The organism is Streptomyces sp. NBC_00597, from assembly GCF_041431095.1.
Classification (GTDB): Bacteria; Actinomycetota; Actinomycetes; order Streptomycetales; family Streptomycetaceae; genus Streptomyces.
On sequence record NZ_CP107757.1, the window covers coordinates 1,815,427 to 1,837,056 of the forward strand.

Genomic DNA, 21,630 nt, shown 5'->3' on the forward strand with positions numbered 1-21,630 from the left:
GAACCTTGCCCAGGGTGACGCCGTGCGTGTCAGTGGCGTGCTCGGCTGCTGCGGCCGCCGGCTGCGCTCGGCGCGACGCCGCTCGGCGCGTACGTCCTGCGTGCGCTGGTGCTGGCCGGACGGCGCACGGGGCCCGCGTCCTGGGGTGCACCGGCCGGCTTCGCCGGGGGTGACGCTGGTGGCGGCCTGGACCTGGCAGCCGTTCTGGGCGCACGGTCCGCTGCGCCGGGGGCCGCTGGAACACCTGCTCCGGCTGGTCGCGCAGGGGCGCCGGGCGGTGTAGCCCCCGCACCGTTCCCCCGTCACTCGTTCGCGTGACGGTGCATAGGTTCCGTCCGCTCTCGTACGGCAGGGTGGGTGGATGCAGTTACGCCGGGTGGCCGTACCCCTGCCCCTGATCCTCGCCTCGCTGGCGCTGACCGCCGGGTGCGTATCCGTACGACCGGGCGGACCGCCGCAGCCGGCCCGCCCGGCTCCGGCGGCGGACCGGACGACGACGGGCGCGGAATCGGCGGTCGAAGCCCTGCCGTTGGGCCGACTGCCGGCGTCGGAGCCCCCGTCGGCGGCGCCGGAGGAGCCGGAACCGGAACCTCCGGCGCCGCCCGCGGAACACCGGTCGCCGCGGCGCCCCGGCGACCGCACACCCGCCGGGGCGGCGCACACCGTGCACCCCGCCCCGGGGGCCCGGCCGCGCCAACGCCCGCCCGTACGGCCGAAACCGCGGCCCGCTCCGCCGCGTCCGTACGACATGACCTCCCTGTGCGAGGCGGCCAAGGGCACGATCTCCCCGTCCATCGTCGCCCTGTGCCACTAGGCAGTGTCGTGCGGGAGTCGTTCGGATGTCGTTACGTAGGTCGTTCGGAAGGGGCCCGGGCCGGATCATCCGAGTGGACCCGGCCCGGCTGCCGGGTGTCGGCGGGCGGGTTCGCTTGGATGGTCGACGCGGGCCCGACCTCGGGCCCGTACCTCCTCGACCCCACGGAGTCTCCATGGCGAAGATCGCCCTGTTCGGCGCGACCGGCACCATCGGATCCCTCGTGCTGCGCGAAGCGCTCGGCCGTGGCCACGAGGTCACCGCGGTCGTCCGCGACCCCGCGAAGCTCGCGGATTCCGCGGCCGAGGTGACGCACGGCGACGTCCTCGACCCGCACTCCGTCGCCGGCGCCGCCGCCGGCCGGGACGTGGTCGTCAGCGCCGTCGGCCCCGGGTCCGGGGACCCGGGCGTTATCGTAACCGCCGCCAAGTCCCTGATCGGCGGCGTCTGCACGCTCGCCCCGGACACCCCCCGGCCCCGCGTGCTCGTCGTGGGCGGGGCGGGCTCGCTGCGCACCCCCGCGGGCCCGCTGGTCTGGGACGCGGCGGACGTCCCGGAACCGGTCCGGGCCGTCATGCACGCCCACGGGGAGGCGCTGGACTTCCTGCGCACCGTGCCCGTCGAGGAGGTGCGCTGGAGCTGCCTGAGTCCCGCCGCGCAGATGGCGCCGGGCGAGCGCACGGGCACGTACCGACTGGCCCTCGACGACCTGGTCGTGGACGAGGACGGCCGCAGCCACATCTCGGCCGAGGACTACGCGGTGGCCCTGGTCGACGAGATCGAGCGCGATGCACATACGGGCAAGCGGTTCACCATCGGCTACTGACCGGCCGGCACGTCCGCCGCGTACGTCGCCGTGAGCTCGGCGCCCAGCCGGGCCAGCCACTGCCGTACCTCCGGAGGCTCCAGCACCTCCACTCCCGCCCCCAGCCCGGCCAGGTGCCCGGCCAGGGCCTTGGGGGCCGGGCCGTCGATCCACACCTCGGTCCAGCCGTCGGGCAGCGGACCGCCGACGCGCACCCGACCGCCGAGCAGCCGTTGCAGCAGGGCCAGCGCGTCGGAATGGATGCGGGCCCGCGCGGTCACCGCGTTCATGCCCTCCTGGAAGGCCCCGGACAACTCCCGCCAGACCGTGGCCAGGTCGAAGCCCGGCGGCCGGACCACTGGTTCGCCGGTCGGCACGACGGAACTGACCCGGCTGAGCCGGAAGGTGCGCAGACCCTTGTCCGTACCCGCGACCAGGTAGTCGACCCCCGCCTTGGCGACGATCCCGAGGGGGTCGACCGTGCGCTCTCCGGCCGGTTTGCCCACGCCCGCATACCCGAGGCGGACGCGGATCCCGTCCACGACGGCCCCCTGGAGCGCGGAGCGGTGCACACCATCGGCGGTGACGGCGTTGCGGCACCAGTCCGTGGCGTCGACGACTCCGGCGCGGGTGGCGGCCTGGGCCTGCTCCCGCAGGGCCGGCGGCAGGGCGCGGACCAGCTTGCGCAGGGTGGTGCGCAGTTCGGGAGTGGCCGTCAGCGGCCCGGTGACGAGGAAGAGCGCCCGGATCTCCTCGGCGGTCAGCCCCGTGAGGTTGGTGCGGGCCCCGCCGACGAGGGTCCAGCCGCCGCCGCGGCCCCGCTGCGAGTAGACGGGTATGCCCGATGCGGCCAGTGCCTCCAGATCGCGGCGGGCGGTGCGCTCGGACACCTCCAGTTCGGTGGCCACTTCGCAGACCGTGACCCGGCCGCGTTCCTGGAGGAACAACAAGGTCGCCACCAGCCGGTCCGCTCTCATCCGCCCGTTCCTCCCGCCCCGGCGCGTACGCCGTTCCCGTTTCCGTTTCCGTTCATTCTCTTCGGTAAACAGGCCAGAAGGTGGCCAGTTTGGCTTCCAGGATGAACTCATGACTAAGAACACGCAGCTCACCGAAACCCCGTCCGCCTCCACCGACACCGCTACCACCACCTCCACCTCCGGCGCCGGCTCCTCCTGGGACCCCCGGCTCGACCTCGCCGCGGCCGTCGAACTGGCGGGCCGCACCCTGGCCGCCGTCCGGCCCGAGCAGTACGACGCCCCGACCCCGTGTGACGACTTCGACGTACGACGGCTCTCCAGCCACCTCGTCGCCGTCGTCCGCCGGATCTCGGTGATCGGGCGCGGCGAGGACCCGTTCAGCGTCCCGTCCTTCGCCGACGAGATCGCCGACGGCGGATGGGCGGCGGCCTGGGAGCCGGGCGCCCGTGACGTCGCGCAGGTGTGGGCGGACCCGGAGATCCTCGGCCGTCGGCTGCGCCTGCCGATGGGCGTCCTGCCGGGTGCGGCCGCCGCGGCCGTCTACACGCACGAACTCGTCGTGCACACCTGGGACCTGGCCAGGGCCACGGGCCAGCACCCGGAGTGGGACCCGGCCCTGATCGAGCGGGTGCTCGCCGTCGTACGCACGGCACTGCCGGCCGAAACCCGCGGCGGGCGGATCCCGTTCGCCGAGGTCGTGGCCGTGGACGCCGACGCCGCGGCCATCGAGCGGCTGGTCGCCTGGGCCGGGCGCCGTCCCTGAGCGCCGAGGCCCTGAGGGACCGGGGGACCAAGGCTCCGAGGGGCTGAGGGACTGCTGGCGGGGGTTATTGGGTGGCTGCCCCCGCTCCGGATACCTAGAGTGACGATGCACCACGTCGTCGAGCAGGAGCCGGTCATGCGCACGCACTATCCCCGAACCCCGCATCTGCCCTGGTCACCCGGGGCCGCGGCGGACGACGTGCGTGCCGTGGGGCTCCCCGGGCTGGCCGGGCGCGAGGTCGTGGTCACCGAGAAGCTCGACGGGGAGAACACCACCCTGTACGCGGACGGCCTCCACGCGCGCTCGCTGGATTCCGGCCACCATCCCTCACGGGCGTGGGTCAAGGGTCTCCAGAGCCGGATCGGCGCCGGCATACCGGCGGGGTGGCGGGTGTGCGGGGAGAACCTGTACGCCCGCCACTCCCTGCCCTACGAGGACCTGGACAGTTGGTTCTACGGGTTCTCGGTGTGGGACGGCGAGCACTGCCTGGACTGGGACCGGACCGTGGGCTTCCTGCGCGGCCTCGGGGTGCCCACCCCTCGGGTGCTCTGGCGGGGCGTGTTCGACGAGCGCGCGCTGCGCAAACTGCGGCTCGACACCGCACGGCAGGAGGGCTACGTCGTCCGGACGGTGGCCGGCTTCGCGCGGGCGGACTTCGGGCGGAGCGTCGCCAAGTGGGTGCGCGGCGGCCACGTTCAGACCGATGCGCACTGGATGTACGCGCAGGTGGTGCCGAACGGGCTCGGTCCGCGGGCTCCGCTGTGGGCGGTGCGGTCGGGCTCCGAGCCGGACGCGGCGCAGCTGTCGGCCGCCCTCGGCCTGGATCCCGTGCCGGGCGCCGCAGTCGAGCCGGTCGTCGCCGAGGTGGCGGGCCGGCTCGACGCGTCGGGCCGCAGCGGGGAAGCCCGGCTGGCCGGCGTACTGGCCGCCGTACTGCACCGCGCGCCGCGCGCCGGGATCGGGGCGCGGCTGGGGGCGGGGCCGCTCGGGATGCCGCTCGCCCGGCGGGTCGCCGACCTGGTCGGGCTGTACCCGTCTCTGCAGCGGCCGTTCCCGGACGAGGGCCGGCGGGCCGGGCTGGTCCGGATGGCCGTCGCCGCCGACCTCGGCGTGCTGCACGCACTCGCCGGGGCGGCCGCCGCGGGGGACGCCGCAGCGCGGGAGTGCGTGGAGTGGTCCGCGCTGTACGCCGAGGAGGCGGGGCTGCTCGGCCCCGACCCGCTCGGTCCGCTGCGCGCCGGGCTGCGGGAGGGCCTCTCGGGCCTCGGCGCGGACGCGGCGGACCGGTGCTGGGCACAGGCCCGGGAGGCGTTCGCGCGGGGCGGGATCTCCACTGCCGAGGAGGCGGTGGCCGCGACCTGGCGGTGGCGCGACGGAAGCTTCCCGCGGCTGGTGCAGCTGTGCGGGCCCTCGGGCAGCGGGAAGAGCACGTACGCCCGGCGTCTGCCGGGCGTGTCCGCATACATCAGCCTGGACGATCTGCGCACGGCCCGTGGTTCGCGCGCCGACCAGCGGGCCAATGCCGACGTGCTGCGCGAGGGCCTGGACCGGTTGGACGCGGCGCTGGCCGCCGGCGGCACGGTGGTGTGGGACGCCACCTCCCTCACCGAGCAGCAGCGGGGCCTCGCCGGGGCGGTCGCGCAGCGCCGCGACGCGCTCGTCACCCAGGCCGTGGTGCTGGTCGAGGAGGCGGAGCTGGTCCGGCGCAACGCCGTCCGCCCCCATCCCGTACCGGCGCAGGTGCTGACCGCGCAGCTGCACCGGTTCAGTCCGCCGTATCCCGGGCAGGGGCCGGCGCACCGTACCTGGTACATCGGCGCGGGCGGGACCGTCGAGGACACCGCGGGCACCATCGGGGCGGCTGCGGCGCACCCGGCAGGGGCGACGGCGCAAGCGCCGGTAGCGGCGGCAGTGGGCGAGGACGGCTGATGCGTACCAGTGAGGAGCTCTACCACCAGGTCCGCTGGGACCCCCGGTTCGATCCGGCGCGGTTCGTGTTCGGGCTGCACCAGCGCGGGGCGCCGCCGAAGAGGATCCCGCTGCACTCGTTCGTGCCCGGCGGCGACGTCCCCTGGCACCGGGTGCTGTTCGTCGAGGCGGACGGCGAGCTCGTGTGGGACCGGGCGAGCGGTGTGGACCGGATCGACTCCACCGCGGCCGGGCGGGTCCGTGAACCGCGGCTGCTGCGGGCCCCGTTCTTCACCGCCCGGACCCCGTACGCATGGGATCCGGCGGGCGGCGCCTGGCGGCCGGCTCCGGCCCCGGTCGGCGGGGCCGCGTCGACCGGCCGGGAGCCTGCGCGGGTACGGCTGTTGACCTGGAACACGCTGTGGGACCGGTACGACGCCCCGCGCATCGACACCGCCCGCCGCAGGCCGATGCTGCTGGCCGACCTGGCGGCCGCCGACGCCGACGTGATCGCCCTCCAAGAGGTCGAACCGGCGCTGCTCGGCATGCTGTTGGAGGAGCCGTGGGTGCGCGCCGGGTACACGGTGGGCACCGATCCGCGCGGCAAGGACGTCGCCGCCGGCGGGCTATTGGTACTGAGCCGGCTTCCCGTCCGGGAGGCGGGGCTGCACCTGCTGGGGCCGCACAAGGCGGTCGCCGCCGTCACGGTGGACACCGCGAGCGGGCCGCTCGTCGTGGCCTGCGTCCATCTGACGAGCGATCACACGGAGGACGGCGCCGGGCGGCGCACTACCGAACTCGCCCGGATCGCCGATGGCTTGAGCGGCATCGATGCGGATGTGGCGCTGCTCGGCGACTTCAACGACGGCCGATCCGGAGCGCTGGGGCCGGCGGCCGCGGTGGGCATGCGCGATGCCTGGAGCGAGGTGCACGGGGTGCAGGACGCCACACCGACCTTCGATCCGGTGGCCAATCCACTGGCCGCGGTGGGCTCGCTGTCGGGGCGGGCCGCCCGACTGGACCGGGTCCTGCTGCGGTCGGCGGACGCACGGGTTCGGGAGGCCGCACTGCGCGGCAACGCCCCCGGCCCGGAAGGGCTGTTCATCTCCGACCACTTCGGAGTGGAGGCGGTCGTGGACTTCGGGGAGCGGGGCGACGAGCGCCCGGTGCTCGGCGTACGGGCGACCGCGCGGACGGCGGTGGCGTGGCTGCCGCCGCACGACCCGGCGGTCGAGGAGCTGCGTCGCGCGCACGACCCGGCGGTCCTCCGCTGGCCGGCGCACGTGAACCTGCTGTTCGGCTTCGTACCGGAGTCCTCGTTCGAGGCGGCGCTGCCGCTGCTGGCCGAAGCCGCCGCGCAGACGGCGCCGTTCACGGCGCGGTTGGCCGGCGTGCACAGTTTCGGGCACCGGGAGGACGCCACGCTGTGGCTGGACCCGGCGGCGGACGGAGACGCACCGTGGCAACAGCTGCGGGGGCGCCTCGTGGAGCGGTTCCCGGGATGCCGGGGGCGCGACGGCTTCACGCCGCACCTGACGCTGGGGCGCAGCCGCGATCCGCAGCGGGCACTGACGGAGTCCACCGCGCGCCTCGGGGGCACCGGGGCGGGGACCACGGCCCGGGTCGGGGAGCTCGCGGTGCTGTCGCGGCGCGGGGACGAGCCGATGCGGGTCCGGGCGACGGTGGAACTCGGCACCGGCAGGTGGCGGTGGGTCCCCGAACTGCAGACGCCCCTGGCTCCCGAAGCCGAACCCGAACCCGAAACAGAAGCCGAAACAGAAACCGACGCCGAGGGCGTGCGGGCCCGGATCGCGAAGGCGCTCGGCGACGGGGTGGTGCACCTCGTCGGATCGCGGCGGACGGGCTGCGCCCTGCCCGGGGCGGACCTCGATCTGGTCGCGGCCCTGCCGGGGGCGCCCGGGATCGGGGAGGTACGGGAGCGGGTCGGGGCAGCGCTGCCGGAGGCCGAGCGGGTGCGGGAGGTCGTCGGCGCCCGGGTGCCGGGGCTGCGGCTGCGCGTGGCCGGACTGGACGTGGACCTGGTGGTCGTCGCCACGGGCGCGGTGGATCCGGCGCGGGCGGTGCAGCGGCGGGCGGAGCTCGGCGAGGCCGCCTCGATCGCCCTGAGCGCGGTGAGCGACGCCGATGCGGTACGGGACTTCGTCGGCTCCGGGCGGCAGGCGGAGTTCGCCCGCCTGGCCCGGGAGGTCAAGGCGTGGGCCCGGGCCCGGGGGCTGGACTCGGCGCCGTTCGGCGGACTGCCGGGCCTGGCCTGGGCGGTGCTGGCGGCTCGTACGGTCCGCGACGCCGTCGACCTGTCCCCCGCGGCCCTGCTGCGGGAGTTCTTCGGGACCTGGGCCGCATGGGACTGGCGCGACCCGGTCGCCCTGACGCCGCCGACCCCGGGCCCCGGACCCGGCCCTGACCCCGTCACGGTCCTCACCCCCTCCGCTCCGGTCCGCAGCTGCACGGCCCAGGTCGGCCCGGGGCTGCTCGACCTGCTGGTGCGGGAGCTGTACTGCACGTGGGAGCTCCTGGAGGCGGGAGCCGGTCCCGAAGCCGCGCCGCTGCACCGTCGGCACGCGGCCTGGGCCGTGGTGACCGTACGGGGGTCCGGGCCACGGGAGTTCGAGGAGAACCTGGGCCGGGCCCGGGGCCGGATGCGCGCACTGCTCGGTGCACTGGCGGAGGCCGGTGTCCGCGGCGCGCACGCCTGGCCGCGACCCTCCGCGGTGTCCGCCGCCTCGGCCCGGTACGCGATCGGGCTCGGCTCGGCCCCGCCGGACACGGCCGCCCTCGCCGCGCTCGCGGGCCGCTGGTCCGCCGACCTCCCGGGCGTCGAGGTCGTCCGGGCGGACTGCGGCGCGGTTCCCACCCTCACGGTTCCCACCCTCACGGTTCCCTCCCTCGCCGTTCCCACCCTCCCCGGCGCCAAGTAACGAACACATGGCGGCGGCGCCCCTCCCATCGAGGCCACTCTCCGAACACTGACGGGTTGCGACACGCTCTGCCCCACCCAGCGGGCGCGGCAGGACAGAGCGGTCACGAGTCCCAGTAGAGTCCGGCCACCTTTTTTTCGTCAACACTTTTCACAAGGATTGAAGAAACCCCGAGTTCACAGGCCTCAACGGCAATTGACGCCCCCTCACGCCTTCATTTCATGAACGCTGGAACCCTTGACGCTCCACCTGACGGGCAGTTCACTCACGCTTCGATCCCCCGGATCAATCCCCGATGTCAGGAGAGCCCCCCATGCCCCGCCTCTCGGACCATCCCCCGCGACTGACGGTCGCCGCCCTCGCCGCCGCGCTGGTCGCGGCCCTTCTCGTCCTGCTGCCGGGTACCGCCGCCCAGGCCGCGCCCGTACTCCTCTCCCAGGGCAGGCCCGCCACCGCCTCCAGCCAGGAGAACGGCGGCACCCCCGCCTCCGCCGCCGTCGACGGCGACACCACCACCCGCTGGTCGAGCCAGTTCGCCGACCCGCAGTGGATTCAGGTCGACCTGGGCGCCCCCGCCCAGATCAGCCAGGTCGTGCTGCGCTGGGAGACCGCGTACGCGACGGCGTACCGGATCGAGCTGTCCGACGACGGCACCCACTGGAGCACCGCCTACTCCACGACCGCCGCCACCGGCGGGCTCCTGACCCACGACATCACCGGCACGGCCCGCTTCGTCCGGGTCCATGGCACCCGGCGTGCCACCCAGTGGGGCTACTCGCTCTACGAGTTCCAGGTCTTCGGCACGACCGGCGGCGGCCCCACCCTCCCCGGTGGCGGCGACCTCGGGCCCAATGTGATCGTCTTCGACCCGTCGACGCCGGGCATCCAGGCCAAGCTCGACGAGGTGTTCCGGCAGCAGGAATCGGCCCAGTTCGGTACCGGTCGCTACCAGTTCCTGTTCAAGCCGGGCACGTACAACGGCCTCAATGCCCAGATCGGCTTCTACACCTCCATCTCGGGACTGGGCCTGCGCCCCGACGACACCACGATCAACGGCGACGTGACGGTCGACGCCGGCTGGTTCGGCGGCAACGCCACCCAGAACTTCTGGCGTTCGGCCGAGAACCTCGCGCTCGACCCGGTGAACGGCACCGACCGCTGGGCGGTCTCCCAGGCCGCGCCGTTCCGTCGGATGCACGTCAAGGGCGGCCTCAACCTCGCGCCCGACGGATTCGGCTGGGCCTCCGGCGGCTACATCGCCGACTCGCAGATCGACGGCCAGGTCGGCAACTACTCGCAGCAGCAGTGGTACACCCGCGACAGTGCGATCGGCGGTTGGGGCAACGGCGTCTGGAACCAGGTCTTCTCCGGAGTGCAGGGTGCGCCCGCCCAGTCCTTCCCGAACCCGCCGTACACCACGCTCGACTCCACGCCCGTCTCGCGGGAGAAGCCGTTCCTCTACCTGGACGGGAGCGAGTACAAGGTCTTCGTCCCGGCCAAGCGGGTGAACGCCCGCGGCACCTCCTGGGGCAGCGGCGCGCCGCAGGGAACCTCTCTGCCGCTGAGCCGGTTCTACGTGGTGAAGCCGGGCACCACCGCGGCGACGATGAACCAGGCGCTGGCCCAGGGCCTGCACCTGCTCTTCACCCCGGGCGTGTACCACGTCGACCGGACGATCCGGGTGGACCGCGCGGACACGGTCGTGCTGGGCCTCGGGCTGGCCACGATCGTCCCGGACAACGGGGTGACCGCGATGAAGGTCGCCGACGTCGACGGGGTGCGGCTCGCCGGATTCCTGATCGATGCGGGGCCGGTCAACTCACCGAGCCTGCTGGAGGTCGGTCCGGCCGGTACGACCACGGACCACGGCGGTAACCCGACGACCGTGCAGGACGTGTTCATCCGGGTCGGCGGCGCCGGTCCCGGCAAGTCCACGGTCGGCATGGTGATCAACAACCACGACACGATCGTCGACCACACCTGGATCTGGCGCGCCGACCACGGCGACGGGGTGGGCTGGGAGACCAACCGCGCCGACTACGGCTTCCGCGTCAACGGTGACGACGTACTCGCCACCGGGCTGTTCGTCGAGCACTTCAACAAGTACGACGTGGAGTGGAACGGGGAGCGCGGCCGCACGGTCTTCTTCCAGAACGAGAAGGCGTACGACGCCCCCGACCAGGCGGCCGTCCAGAACGGCTCCACCAAGGGCTACGCGGCCTACAAGGTGTCCGATTCGGTGAGCACCCACGAGGGCTGGGGCCTGGGCAGCTACTGCTACTACAACGTGGACCCCACGATCCGTCAGGACCACGGCTTCCAGGCGCCGGTGAAGCCGGGCGTGAGGTTCCACGACCTGCTCGTCGTCTCCCTCGGCGGCAAGGGCCAGTACGAACACGTCATCAACACGACGGGCGCCCCCACCTCGGGGACGTCGACGACCCCGTCCACGGTGGTCTCGTACCCCTGATCCACCGCAGGCCCCGGCCGTCCCGCACCCGGGCGGCCGGGGCAACATCGGCCAACCGGTGTGCGCGGCAACGGTGTTCTGCGAAACTCCGCTCAACGGGGCAGCGCAGAGAGCCGGAAGGGCACGGGGAGCCGCATGCAGCCGATCATCATCGTCCTGATCATCCTGGTGGTTCTGTTATTCATCGCACTGGTCAAGGCGATCCACGTGATCCCGCAGGCCGGCACCGCCATCGTCGAACGCTTCGGCCGCTACACGCGGACCCTCAACGCGGGCCTCAACATCGTCGTCCCGTTCATCGACAGGGTCCGCAACCGCATCGACCTGCGCGAGCAGGTCGTGCCGCTCCCGCCGCAGCCGGTCATCACTCGGGACCACCTGGTCGTCAACATGGACATGGTGATCAACTTCCAAGTGACCGACCCGCGGGCCGCGACGTACGCGGTCGCCAGCTACATCCAGGCCATCGAGCAGCTCACCGTCACCACCCTGCGCAACATCATCGGCGGCATGGACCTGGAACGGACCCTGAACTCCCGCGAGGAGATCAACGCCGCCCTGCGCGGCGTCCTCGACGAGGCCACCGGCAAGTGGGGCATCCGCGTCAACCGCGTCGAGCTCAAGGCGATCGACCCGCCGACCTCCATCTTGGCCGCGATGGAAAGGCAGGTCACCGCCGACCGCGACAAGCGCGCCGCGATCCTCCTGGCCGAAGGCGCCCGGCAGTCCGAGATGCTGCGCGCCGAGGGCGAGAAGCATTCCTTCATTCTGCGCGCGGAGGGCGAAGCCAGGGCCGCCGTCCTCAAGGCCGAGGCGGGGACGCCGGCCGGGGTGCCCCCACGGCCTGTCAAGCACGATCCGCTGCTGCCGGACGACCCGCGACAGGTCGGACGCTACCGGCTCACCGCGCGGCTCGGCGAGGGCGGGATGGGCACGGTCTACCTGGGGCTGTCGCCCGGTGAGCGGCGTGTCGCGGTGAAGGTCGTACGGGCCGAACTGGCGGCGGACCCCGGGTTCCGGAAGCGGTTCGCGCGGGAGATCGACTCGATGCGCCGGGTGGGCGGCTTCCACACGGCACAGGTGGTGGACGCCTCTCCCGAGGGAGAGCGTCCGTGGCTGGTGACGGAGTACATTCCGGGCCCGTCCCTGCACACCGTCCTTCAGGAGCTCGGACCGCTGCCCGCCCGGACGCTGCGCGCCCTCGCGCTGGGGGTGGCCGAGGCGCTGGAGGGGATCCACGCCTGCGGGATCATCCACCGGGACCTGAAGCCCGGCAACGTCATCATCGCGGAGGCGGGTGCGCGGGTGATCGACTTCGGGATCGCCCGGGCGGTGGATGCCACCGCCCTGACCAGGACGGACTTCCTCATCGGCACGCGGGGCTTCCTCGCCCCCGAGCAGCTGACAGGGGCGCCACTCACGCCGGCCGTCGACGCGTACGCCTTCGGGATGGTGCTGGCCCATGCCTGCGGGGCCGCGCCCTTCCCGGCGGGAGCGGAGCTGGAGTCGGCCCTGCGGATGCTGCCCGCGGACCTGTCGGCGATCGTGACGGCCTGCCTCTCCTCCCGGCCGACCGCCCGGCCGACCCCGGAGCAGATCCTGGAGCACCTGGGCGGCGGGACCGCGGGGCGGGCCGGGGACTGGCTGCCCCCGGCCGTCCGCACGATGGTGGGCCTGCACAACGTGCCGACCATTACGGCGAGCTGACGGAACCTCACACTTCGATAATGATCTTGCCGGCAGTGCGCCCGGTCTGGCTGAGCTCGAACGCCGCCGCGAGCTCAGCCAGCGGGAAGGTCTTCGCGACGGTCACCTTGAGCTGCCCGCTCTCGGCGAGGCGGCCCAGTTCGGCCAGGCCCTCCGCGTCCGGCCTGACCCACATCCACTGGCCTCCCGCGCCGAGCACGGTGTGGTCGGCGATGGAGGCGTGTCGGCCGCCCTTCGCCAGGACCGCCTGGGTGACGTCGAGGACGCCCCCGACGAAGTCCGCCACGACGGTGACCCCGTCGGGGGCGAGCGCGCGCACCCGGTCGACCAGGCCGTCCCCGTACGCGACGGGTTCACAGCCGAGTTCGCGCAGCCGGTCGTGGTTGCGCGGGGAGGCGGTGCCGATGACCCGGGCTCCCAGCGCGCGGGCGATCTGCACGCCGAAGGAGCCGACGCCGCCCGCGGCGCCGTGGATGAGGACGATGTCGTCCATGCCGGTGGCCAGCCGGGTGAGCAACTGGTACGCGGTGAGCCCGGCCAGCGGCAGCCCGGCCGCCTCGTGCCAGCTGAGCGAGGCGGGCTTGGTCGCGGCGGCCCGGACGGGGACGCTGACGTACTCGGCGAAGGTCCCCCCGTGCACGTAGTCCTTGCGGGCGTAGGCCATGACTTCGTCGCCGACCGAGAACTCGGGCACGTCGATGCCGACCCGCTCGACGGTGCCGGCCACGTCCCAGCCGGGGACGACCGGGTACGTGACGTCCATCAGGCCGTCGAGACCGCCGGCCATGATCTTCCAGTCGACGGGGTTGACCCCGGCGCACTTGACCCGGACGAGGATCTCGCCGGGAGCCAACTTGGGCATCGGCAGGCGGGTCTCGGTGAGCACCTCCGTCCCGCCGTACGTCTCGTACGCCATCGCCCGCATGGTGTCCTCGGACATCTACCGACCTCTCCGTGAGCCGTGTGCCGTGAGCTGCTGAAGCACTCCCCCACCCATCCCATCACGAAGGGCCGTGCCCGCCCCGAGAAGCGGGGCGGGCACGGCGCGGCGCGGTGGCCCGCGCTCTCACAGGGCCCCGTGGGCGGCGATCACCTCGGCGTAGCGGCGGCCGCTGGTCTTGACCGTGCGGCGCTGGGTGGCGTAGTCGACGCGGACGAGGCCGAAGCGCTTGTCGTAGCCGTAGGCCCACTCGAAGTTGTCCAGCAGGGACCAGGCGTAGTACCCGGCCAGCGGTGCGCCGCGGCGGGCGGCGCGGGCACAGGCCGCCAGGTGCCCGGTCAGGTACCGGGCCCGTTCGGGGTCGTGCACGCTGCCGTCGGCGGCGACGGTGTCGGGGTACGAGGAGCCGTTCTCGGTGACGTGGATGCGGCGGGCCCCGTACTCCTCGGTCAGCCGCATGAGCAGGATCTCCAGGCCGTTCGCGTCGACCTCCCAGTCCATCCCGGTGCGCGGGACGCCGGGCCGGTCGATCTGGCGGGCGTACGGGGCCGGGCCCGCCGGGTCGTCGGTGACGATCTGCGGGAAGTAGTAGTTCAGCCCCGTCCAGTCGAGCGGGGTGGCGATGGCCTCCGCGTCGCCGGGGTGTTCGGGGAGGTCCACGGCGTAGACCTCGCGCATGTCGGCGGGGAAGCCCCGGCCGTGGACGGGGTCGAGCCACCACCGGTTGACGTGCCCGTCCATGCGGCGGGCCGCCGCCCGGTCGGCTTCGGCGTCGGTGGCGGGCTCGACGGTGGAGAGGTTGTTGACGATGCCGATCCGTGCGCCGGGGGCCGCGGCCCGCACGGCCCGGGTGGCGAGGCCGTGGCCGAGCAGCAGGTGGTAGGAGGCGCGCACCGCGGCGGTGAGGTCGGTCCAGCCGGGGGCCATCCGGCCCTCCAGGTGGCCGATCCACGCCGAGCACAGCGGTTCGTTGAGCGTGGCCCACTGGGTGACCCGGTCCCCGAGGCGTGCGGCGACGAGCCCGGCGTACTCGGCGAAGTGCTCGGCGGTCTCCCGCTCGGGCCAGCCGCCCCGGTCCTGGAGGACCTGGGGCAGGTCCCAGTGGTAGAGGGTGACGGAGGGGGTGATCCCGGCCGCGAGCAGTGCGTCGACGAGCCGGTCGTAGAACGCGAGGCCCTTGGCGTTGACGGGGCCGTCGCCACCGGGGACCACCCGTGGCCAGGCGACCGACAGCCGGTAGGCGTTGGTGCCGAGCTCCCGCATCAGGGCGATGTCCTCGCGCCAGCGGTGGTAGTGGTCGCAGGCGGTGTCGCCGGTGTGGCCGCCGTCGACGGCGCCGGGGGTGTGGGAGAAGGTGTCCCAGATGGAGGGGGCCCGGCCGTCCTCGGCGACCGCTCCCTCGATCTGGTAGGCGGAGGTCGCGGTGCCCCAGGCGAAGTCGCGGGGCAGGGCGGCCAGGTCGATGCCGTCGCCGGGGGTGCCGGGGGCGGTGTCGAAACGCGTTCCGGAAAGGGTCATTTGACGGCTCCTGCCGTGAGTCCGGCCACCAAGTACCGCTGGAGCAACAGGAATCCGGCGACGACGGGGATGCTGACGACGAGCGAGGCGGCCATGATCTGGTTCCAGTAGACGTCGGTCTGCGTGGAGTAGCCCTGCAGTCCGACGGCGAGGGTGCGGGTGGTGTCGTTCGTCATGACGGAGGCGAAGAGCACCTCGCCCCAGGCGGTCATGAAGGCGTACACGGCGACGGCGACGATGCCGGGGGCCGCGGCCGGGACCACGACGCGCAGCAGGGCTCCGAGGGGGCCGCAGCCGTCGACGGTGGCCGCCTCGTCGAGCTCGCGGGGCACCGAGTCGAAGTAGCCGATCAGCATCCAGATGGAGAAGGGGAGGGAGAAGGTCAGGTACGTGAGGATCAGCGCGCCGCGGGAGCCGTAGAGGGCGGTCCCGGTGGCGTTGCCGATGTTCACGAAGATCAGGAACAGCGGGAGGAGGAAGAGGATCCCGGGGAACATCTGGGTGGAGAGCACGGTGACGGTGAACAGTCGCCTGCCGCGGAAGCGGTGGCGGCTGGCCGCGTAGGCCGCGAAGACGGCGATGACCACGGAGGCGGCGGTGGCCGCGCCCGCCACGATCAGGGAGTTCACGAAGTACTCGGCGAGCGGGACGGTGTGCCAGATGTCGATGTAGGGGCGGACGGTGAGCCCGCTGGGGATCCATCGGAAGCGGCCGGCGACGTCCTGGAGCGGCTTGAGGGAGCTGGTGACCATCACGTAGACGGGCAGCAGCACGAAGCCGGTGAGCAGGGTGAGGAAGACGGCGCGGACCACCCTGAAGGAGGTGGGCGGATCCAGCGGTGACCGGTGGTCAGACACGCTCGTGCCTCCGTCCGCGTGTGGTGACGAGGAGGTACGCGGAGGTGACGAGGAGCAGGAAGAGCAGCAGCAGGACGGACATGGCCGATCCGGTGCCGAAGTTCCAGGTGACGAAACTGGCCTGGTAGATGTGCAAGGAGATCAGGTCGGCGGCTTCCGGGGCGGATTTGCCGAACAGCACGAACGGCGTGTTGAAGTCGTTGAAGGTCCACAGGAACAGCACCAGGACCAGGACCTGGTTGACGGCGCCGACCGAGGGCAGGGTGATCCGGCGGATCTGCTGCCAGGTGCCGGCGCCGTCCAGCGCGGCCGCCTCGTACAGCTCCCCGGGGACGTTCTGGAGCGCGGCCGTCACGATGAGGAAGGCGAACGGCCAGCCCTTCCACACGGAGACGGTCAGCAGGGCCCAGAAGCTGTTGTCGCCGAGCAGCCAGAAGGTGTGCTCGGCGCCGCCCAGACCCAGCTGGTCGTGGAGGACGTGGTTCACCAGGCCGTTGTCCCGCTGGAACATGAACGCCCAAGTGATGACGGCCGCGTACACGGGCAGCGCGTACGGGACGAGGAACAGGGCCCGCAGGACGCCGCGGCCGCGGAAGCCCTCCTGCGTGAACACCGCTGCGGCGGTGCCCAGCAGCCAGCACAGGCCGACGGAGAGCAGGGTGAAGAGGCAGGTGGTGAGGAAGGAGCGCAGGAGGGCATCGCCGACGGGCCGGTCGACGTCGAGGACCAGTTCGTAGTTGGCCCATCCCGTCCAGGGGGCGCGGGACCAGTCGCGGATGAAGAACTGGGTCAGCTGTCGGAAGCTCATCAGGATGCCCATCACCATCGGGACGAGGTGGATGAGCAGTTCGAGGAGTAGGGCGGGCAGGAGCAGCAGGTAGGGCAGGGCACTGCGGCGCAGGCGTGCGGTCTTGGGGCTCATGGGGCCGGACTCAGCTCGCCATCTGCTGCTGCGCCTTGGTGAGCCTGGCCTTGACCGACTCGGTGGTCACGGGACGGCCGGCGGCGGCGTCGGCGAAGAGCTCCTTCACGGCGGTGCCGACGGCGGTCTCGAACTGGGACTCCTGCGGGACCTGCGGGAGCGGGGCGGCGCTGGTTCCCAGGGTGGTGCGGAGCACGGAGAGGTCCTCGCCGGCGAAGGCGGGGTCGCCCTGGGCGGCCTTGACGGGCGGGACGGAGCCGTAGGCCTTGTTGAGGATCTTCTGCTCCTCCTCGCTGGTCATGAACTTCACGAACGTGAGGGAGCCGTCGATGTTGTCGGTGTTCTTGAAGACGGCGAGGTTGATGCCGGCGACCATCGAGTTGGTGCCCCGGCCGGTGCCGGGCGTGCCGCCCGCGGGAACCGGGACCGGGGCCACGCCCCAGTCGCCCTCCTTCATGCCGTGGCTCTTGAAGGAGGAGGCGGCGCTCTGCCACAGGACCATGGCGGTCTTGCCGTTGGCGAAGTCCTGGAGCGACTGGTTCTGGGCGTACTCGGCGTTGCCCGGCGCGATGATCTCGTCCTTGGCCATGAGGTCGACGTACTGCTTGACGGCGTCGACGGCGCCCGGGGAGTCGAAGGCGGGCTTGCCGGCCGCGTCGAAGAAGTCCGCCCCGTGCTGCTTGGCGAGGACGAAGGCCTGGTGGATGTTGTTGGCGAGGTTGGCGCCCTCCGCGCCGAGGGCCCACTTGCCGTCCTTGGACAGCTGCCGGCCGATGGTGACCATCTCGTCCCAGGTGGCCGGGGGCTTCGCTATGCCCGCCTCCTGGAACATCTTCTTGTTGTAGTAGAGCGCGTAGGCCATCGAGTAGAGCGGGACGGCGGCCGGGTCCTGGCCGGCGGCACCCGCCGAGCCGATGGCCGACTCCACGAAGCGGTCCTTGCCGCCGATCGCTGCGAAGTGCCCTGCGTCCCAAGGGAGCAGGGCTCCGGTGGCCTGGAGGGAGGCGGACCAGGTGTTGCCGATGTTGAGGACGTCGGGGCCCTGCCCGGAGGCGGTGGCGGCGAGGATCCGGTTGAGCAGGTCGGACCAGGGGACGACTTCGAGCTTCACCTTGATGCCGGTCCGCTCCTCGAACTTCTTCAGCTCCGGGCCGAGCGTCGCCCGGTCCGCCGCGAGGTCGGGGCCCTGGTTGGAGGCCCAATAGGTCAGCTCCTTCGGGGCGGCGTTGGAGCCGCCCCCGCCGTTCGTGGTGCCGCCGCCGCAGGCCGTGGCGGTGGTGGCGAGGAGGGAGACGGTGAGCGCGGTCGTGGCGGCGGCTCGGATTCTGCGCATGGCGGATCGGCCCCTTTCGGCAGGGTCGGGGGAAGGCCGGCAGGCGGTCCCGGCCGGGGCACCTCATCGGCGCCCATTGGCCCAGGCCTTAATTTAGGACGTGAGTTAAGCCTCGTGAAAGGGTCGCGTCAAGAGCTCGCGCAGGGGTATGTTGCGACCAACTGCAGTGCGGGAGGAGCCAGATGACGACAGGGCGTGGCGGCCGGACGGTACGGGACCTGCGGCGCGGCAACCGCAGCGCCGTGCTCCAGCGGCTGTACTTCGGCGGGCCGATGAGCCGCCAGGAACTGGGCCCCGCGACCGGGCTGAGTTCCGGGTCCGTCAGCAACGTCGTCGGCGAACTCATCGCGGACGGGCTGCTGGAGGAGGCCGGCATCGTGGATTCGGACGGCGGCCGCCCGCGCACCCTGCTGCGCGTGGCCCCCGGCAGCGCCCACCTGATCGGGGTCGACGTCGGCGAGACCCGCGTCCGCGTCGAGCTGTTCGATCTGACCCTGAACGAACTCGCCCGTACCGAGCTGCCGTTGCTGCCGCGCGGCTGCTACGACGTCGGCCCGATCGTGGACCACGTCCGCACCGGGATCAAGGCGGTGCTCGCCCGGGCCGGGGTCGGAACGGACCGGCTGCTCGGCGTGGGGGTGGGGGTCCCCGGCATCGTGGACCGCGGGGCCCCCGGCGGAGCGGTCGTGCACGGGCAGACGATCGGCTGGGACGCGGTGCCGCTGGAGGCCCTGCTGCGCGCGACCGGGGCACTACCGCAGGAGGTCCCGTACCTCATCGACAACGGCGCGCGGACGCTCGGCCAGGCCGAGATGTGGTTCGGGGCGGGGCGGGGGGCGCGGGACGCCGTCGTCGTCCTGTTCGGGTCCGGGGTCGGCGCGAGCCGGATCACGGACGGCTCGCCGGACGGCGGCAGCACCGAGGGAACCCCCCTGGAGTGGGGCCACTTGACGGTCTCGGTCCGCGGCCGGCGCTGCCGGTGCGGGGCACTGGGCTGCCTGGAGGCGTACACGGGGGCGGAGTCACTGCTGGCGCGCTGGGCGGAGCGCGGCGGGGGCCACCTCGCCCCGGCGGCGGACGAGGAAGAGGCCCTCGCCGCCCTGCTGGCGGCGGCCGTCGGGGACGACGCGGTGGCCCGGGAACTCCTCGCCGAGACCGCGGAGTACCTCGGCGCGGGCCTGTCGGACGTGATCAACCTGTTCCGTCCGGAGCGGATCCTCATCGGCGGCTGGGCGGGGCTGCTGCTGGGCCCGTACATCCTCCCGGCGGTACGGGAGCACGCGACGCGCTACTCGCTGCGCCACCCGGCCGCCCGTGTCTCCATCGACCTGGGCTCCCTCGGCCCGGACGCGGTCACGGTGGGAGCGGCCACGCTCCCCCTCTCGGCCTTCTTCACCACCGGCGGCCGCCGCCCGGCCCCGCCCGCCGCCCCACAACAACCGGGCTGGCAGACGTCCTTGACCCAACGCGGCTAGGTCCTGCCGTCGAAGTAGCGCCGGTCAGACCGGCGGTGTTCCCCCGGCTACCGCTGGGAGGTGCGCCCGGGCGCCGTGCATCGCAAGGCGGAGGGGCGCCCGCGTACTGGACGTACTCGGGCGCCCCGACAACGCAGCGAGGTGCAGTGCCGGGCGCCGCAGGCCGGGCGGGACTTTGACGACAGGGCCGGGGCCCGGGGCCTCCAGGCCCGCCGGAGCACCGGAGCGCCGGAGCGCCGGGTCACTCGTACTCCGTGCCCCCCTTGCGGGTCAGGTACGCCGGACTGACCGCCTTGGCGATGGCGCGGCCGCCGACGACCGGACTGTGGCGCTCCGCGGCCGGGCGGATCACGACGCCCTCGCGCAGGTGCACGGCCCGGCCGGACACCGTCTCCCGGCCACTGGCCAGCTCCAGCACCGTGTCGAGCGCGTACGGGCCCTCGAACAGTCGCGGTACGAGCGGCAGCTCGCCGTCCGGGAACAGCTCCTGCGGATCCAGCCACCGCACCTGCCCGTCGATCTCGGCGGACACGTCGAAGACGGCGTATCCCGGACCCTTGGCGGCCGTACGCGCATCGGTTCCGTACCCGAGGTCCTGGACTCCCGCGCCGTACACCTCGCCGAACACGCCGATCCGGGTGGCGCCCAGCCGGGCGGCGGCCTTCGCGGCCGCCTCCGGTACGCCGTGACCCCGTACGGCCCGCCAGTACAGGTTGCGCTCCTCCTCCTTCAGCGCCAGCCCCCTGGACCCGAAGCCCTTGGAGGACACCAGCACGCGCTCGCCGTCCGCGACGTACGTCAGCAGGCAGGCCGTGCCGTGCAGTTTCTCGGTGAGGACGACCGGCTCACCCGGCTCGAAGAGGTCCGGGTAGCGCTGGAGGTTCTCGATGTCCACCCACGGCAGCAGGTCGGGCGCGGCCTCCACCTCCCCGTTCATCGTCGTCGGAACGGGCGGCGCCCATTTGGTGATCCCGAGCCGCTCGGCGAAGTCCGTGCCCTCCTCGGCCGCCCGCGCCAGGTCCACGCCGGCCAGCTCGCTCGGCCGGCACACCAGCCCCTGCGACAGCTCACCGCGCAGCCGGACGGCCTTGACCCGGTCGGCGGCGCCGCCCGCGAGGCGCCCGGTCAGGCCGAGCTCCTCGATCAAGCCCGCGGGCAGCACGGCCTGTTCGGGTATGTAGACGGCGAACTCGCCGGTGCGGTACGCGCCCTTGGCGACCACGGCGCGGTAGAGACCCACCTGAGCCAGCTCCAGCGCGTCGGCGTTCGGGTGCTCGTGGACGGTCAGCTCTTCGGCGGTGACCCGCAAGGTCGACATGGCGCAACTCCTGGGACGTGACGTTGCCGTGCGTGACGGCGTCGTGTTCAACGGCGTCCACTCTGCGGCCCGGCATTTGTGCTGGTCCAGCCGAAATCGCGGTGTTAGCCTGACCCGCCCTCGCCTTCCCGCCGTCCCTGGAGGTCCCCGTGTCCCGTCGTCCGGGAGGCAGCCGGGGCATCGGCGCCGCGACCTGTGTGCGACTGGCCGCGGAAGGCCATGACCTCGTGCTCGGCTACCTCCGGGACGATGCGGCGGCCGGGGCCGTCGCGGAGCGGGTACGGGCAGCCGGCGCGCGCTGCGTGACCGTGCGGGGCGACACTTCCGAGGAGTGCGGGGTGGAGCGGCTCTTCGACATCGCGGGGGCCGAGTTCGGCGCGGTGACCGGGCTGGTGAACAACGCCGGGGTGACCGGACCGCTCGGCCGGCTCGCCGACGCCTCGACCGAGGACCTGCGGCGCGTGGTCGAGGTCAACCTGCTCGGGTACCTGCTGTCCTGCCGCCGCGCCGCCCGGGACATGGCACAGGCCGGCGGCGGGGCCATCGTGAACGTTTCCTCGACGGCCGCCGGCCTCGGCAGCCCCGGCGAGTACGTTCACTACGCGGCGACCAAGGCCGCCACCGACGCCCTGACTGTGGGGCTGTCCAAGGAGCTCGGCCCGGACGGTATCCGGGTCAACGGGGTGGCGCCCGGCATCATCGAGACCGACATGCACGCGGCGATGGGTGACCCCGACCGGCCGGCCCGCGCGGCTGCCGGGATTCCGCTCGGGCGGCCCGGGCAGCCCGAGGAGGTCGCCGGGGCCATCGCCTGGCTGCTGTCCCCGGACGCCTCGTACACGACGGGTGCCGTCCTGCGGGTCTCCGGCGGCCGCTGACGCCGC

General features: G+C 73.1%; 16 protein-coding genes and 2 pseudogenes. 11 read left to right on the forward strand and 7 right to left on the reverse strand.

What is annotated here, in order from left to right:
- Positions 1-22: 22 nt before the first annotated feature.
- The 3 genes from OG974_RS07815 (at position 23) to OG974_RS07825 (ending at position 1,640) form a co-directional block, all read left to right on the forward strand.
- Entirely contained in the window at positions 23-283 is a 261-nt protein-coding gene (locus tag OG974_RS07815) for a hypothetical protein (protein WP_327281929.1), read from the forward strand.
- Between the two features lie 78 nt (positions 284-361).
- Positions 362-814 (forward strand): hypothetical protein, encoded by a 453-nt coding sequence (locus OG974_RS07820; RefSeq protein WP_327281930.1) that lies wholly within the window; start codon positions 362-364, stop codon positions 812-814.
- A 175-nt stretch (positions 815-989) separates the two neighbouring features.
- Entirely contained in the window at positions 990-1,640 is a 651-nt protein-coding gene (locus OG974_RS07825; protein WP_327281931.1) for an NAD(P)H-binding protein, read from the forward strand.
- Here OG974_RS07825 and OG974_RS07830 read toward each other — a convergent pair.
- Positions 1,634-2,596, reverse strand: coding sequence for a WYL domain-containing protein (locus tag OG974_RS07830; protein WP_329312749.1), 963 nt, complete (start codon positions 2,594-2,596; stop codon positions 1,634-1,636). The two genes, OG974_RS07825 and OG974_RS07830, sit on opposite strands and share 7 nt — an antisense overlap.
- A gap of 109 nt (positions 2,597-2,705) precedes the next feature.
- Between OG974_RS07830 and OG974_RS07835 the strand changes: the two genes are divergently transcribed.
- The 6 genes and pseudogenes from OG974_RS07835 to OG974_RS07860 all read left to right on the forward strand — a co-directional run.
- A complete protein-coding gene (locus OG974_RS07835; protein ID WP_327281933.1) occupies positions 2,706-3,359 on the forward strand; it encodes a TIGR03086 family metal-binding protein in 654 nt (217 codons plus the stop codon).
- Between the two features lie 135 nt (positions 3,360-3,494).
- The gene (locus OG974_RS07840; RefSeq protein ID WP_328765126.1) at positions 3,495-5,288 is read left to right on the forward strand and encodes an RNA ligase family protein; all 1,794 of its coding nucleotides are present in this window, start codon (positions 3,495-3,497) and stop codon (positions 5,286-5,288) included.
- On the forward strand, positions 5,288-8,206 hold the full coding sequence (locus OG974_RS07845) for a poly(A) polymerase (protein ID WP_371645932.1): 2,919 nt from the start codon (positions 5,288-5,290) through the stop codon (positions 8,204-8,206). Before OG974_RS07840 ends, OG974_RS07845 begins: the two co-directional genes overlap by 1 nt.
- Positions 8,207-8,519: 313 nt before the next feature.
- On the forward strand, positions 8,520-10,676 hold the full coding sequence (locus tag OG974_RS07850; protein ID WP_328761765.1) for a discoidin domain-containing protein: 2,157 nt from the start codon (positions 8,520-8,522) through the stop codon (positions 10,674-10,676).
- A gap of 135 nt (positions 10,677-10,811) precedes the next feature.
- Positions 10,812-11,504: pseudogene (locus OG974_RS07855) on the forward strand (SPFH domain-containing protein); the annotation flags it as partial.
- Positions 11,505-11,630: 126 nt separating this feature from the next.
- A pseudogene (locus OG974_RS07860) lies at positions 11,631-12,383 on the forward strand (serine/threonine-protein kinase); the annotation flags it as partial.
- Between the two features lie 7 nt (positions 12,384-12,390).
- Here OG974_RS07860 and OG974_RS07865 read toward each other — a convergent pair.
- From OG974_RS07865 to OG974_RS07885, 5 genes are all read right to left on the reverse strand, one after another.
- Positions 12,391-13,308 (reverse strand): NADP-dependent oxidoreductase, encoded by a 918-nt coding sequence (locus OG974_RS07865; RefSeq protein ID WP_327286001.1) that lies wholly within the window; start codon positions 13,306-13,308, stop codon positions 12,391-12,393.
- Positions 13,309-13,449: 141 nt separating this feature from the next.
- Positions 13,450-14,841: a GH1 family beta-glucosidase gene (locus tag OG974_RS07870; protein WP_371645934.1), complete on the reverse strand. Its 1,392-nt coding sequence runs from the start codon at positions 14,839-14,841 to the stop codon at positions 13,450-13,452.
- Positions 14,838-15,698 (reverse strand): carbohydrate ABC transporter permease, encoded by an 861-nt coding sequence (locus OG974_RS07875; protein WP_371645935.1) that lies wholly within the window; start codon positions 15,696-15,698, stop codon positions 14,838-14,840. Before OG974_RS07875 ends, OG974_RS07870 begins: the two co-directional genes overlap by 4 nt.
- Positions 15,691-16,620, reverse strand: coding sequence for a sugar ABC transporter permease (locus OG974_RS07880; RefSeq protein ID WP_327281938.1), 930 nt, complete (start codon positions 16,618-16,620; stop codon positions 15,691-15,693). The genes OG974_RS07875 and OG974_RS07880 overlap by 8 nt, the downstream gene beginning before the upstream one ends.
- Before the next feature lie 10 nt (positions 16,621-16,630).
- Positions 16,631-17,953, reverse strand: a complete 1,323-nt coding sequence (locus OG974_RS07885; protein ID WP_371645938.1) for a sugar ABC transporter substrate-binding protein — start codon at positions 17,951-17,953, stop codon at positions 16,631-16,633.
- A 182-nt stretch (positions 17,954-18,135) separates the two neighbouring features.
- Between OG974_RS07885 and OG974_RS07890 the strand changes: the two genes are divergently transcribed.
- Positions 18,136-19,428 (forward strand): ROK family protein, encoded by a 1,293-nt coding sequence (locus tag OG974_RS07890; protein WP_371645940.1) that lies wholly within the window; start codon positions 18,136-18,138, stop codon positions 19,426-19,428.
- A 241-nt stretch (positions 19,429-19,669) separates the two neighbouring features.
- Here OG974_RS07890 and OG974_RS07895 read toward each other — a convergent pair whose 3' ends face one another.
- The gene (locus tag OG974_RS07895) at positions 19,670-20,746 is read right to left on the reverse strand and encodes an RNA ligase (ATP) (protein WP_327281941.1); all 1,077 of its coding nucleotides are present in this window, start codon (positions 20,744-20,746) and stop codon (positions 19,670-19,672) included.
- 149 nt (positions 20,747-20,895) lie between these two features.
- Here OG974_RS07895 and OG974_RS07900 point away from each other — a divergent pair, with 149 nt between their 5' ends.
- A complete protein-coding gene (locus tag OG974_RS07900) occupies positions 20,896-21,624 on the forward strand; it encodes an SDR family NAD(P)-dependent oxidoreductase (protein ID WP_371645942.1) in 729 nt (242 codons plus the stop codon).
- Positions 21,625-21,630 lie beyond the last annotated feature (6 nt).

Bases quoted from the DNA above. Each gene is read 5' to 3' on its own strand.
- OG974_RS07840 (WP_328765126.1), top strand. From the start codon at position 3,495: ATGCGCACGCACTATCCCCGAACCCCGCATCTGCCCTGGTCACCCGGG.
- OG974_RS07870 (WP_371645934.1), bottom strand. From the start codon at position 14,841: ATGACCCTTTCCGGAACGCGTTTCGACACCGCCCCCGGCACCCCCGGC.
- OG974_RS07835 (WP_327281933.1), top strand. From the start codon at position 2,706: ATGACTAAGAACACGCAGCTCACCGAAACCCCGTCCGCCTCCACCGAC.
- OG974_RS07820 (WP_327281930.1), top strand. From the start codon at position 362: ATGCAGTTACGCCGGGTGGCCGTACCCCTGCCCCTGATCCTCGCCTCG.
- OG974_RS07830 (WP_329312749.1), bottom strand. From the start codon at position 2,596: ATGAGAGCGGACCGGCTGGTGGCGACCTTGTTGTTCCTCCAGGAACGC.
- OG974_RS07885 (WP_371645938.1), bottom strand. From the start codon at position 17,953: ATGCGCAGAATCCGAGCCGCCGCCACGACCGCGCTCACCGTCTCCCTC.
- OG974_RS07850 (WP_328761765.1), top strand. From the start codon at position 8,520: ATGCCCCGCCTCTCGGACCATCCCCCGCGACTGACGGTCGCCGCCCTC.
- OG974_RS07825 (WP_327281931.1), top strand. From the start codon at position 990: ATGGCGAAGATCGCCCTGTTCGGCGCGACCGGCACCATCGGATCCCTC.
- OG974_RS07880 (WP_327281938.1), bottom strand. From the start codon at position 16,620: ATGAGCCCCAAGACCGCACGCCTGCGCCGCAGTGCCCTGCCCTACCTG.
- OG974_RS07845 (WP_371645932.1), top strand. From the start codon at position 5,288: ATGCGTACCAGTGAGGAGCTCTACCACCAGGTCCGCTGGGACCCCCGG.
- OG974_RS07865 (WP_327286001.1), bottom strand. From the start codon at position 13,308: ATGCGGGCGATGGCGTACGAGACGTACGGCGGGACGGAGGTGCTCACC.
- OG974_RS07890 (WP_371645940.1), top strand. From the start codon at position 18,136: ATGACGACAGGGCGTGGCGGCCGGACGGTACGGGACCTGCGGCGCGGC.
- OG974_RS07895 (WP_327281941.1), bottom strand. From the start codon at position 20,746: ATGTCGACCTTGCGGGTCACCGCCGAAGAGCTGACCGTCCACGAGCAC.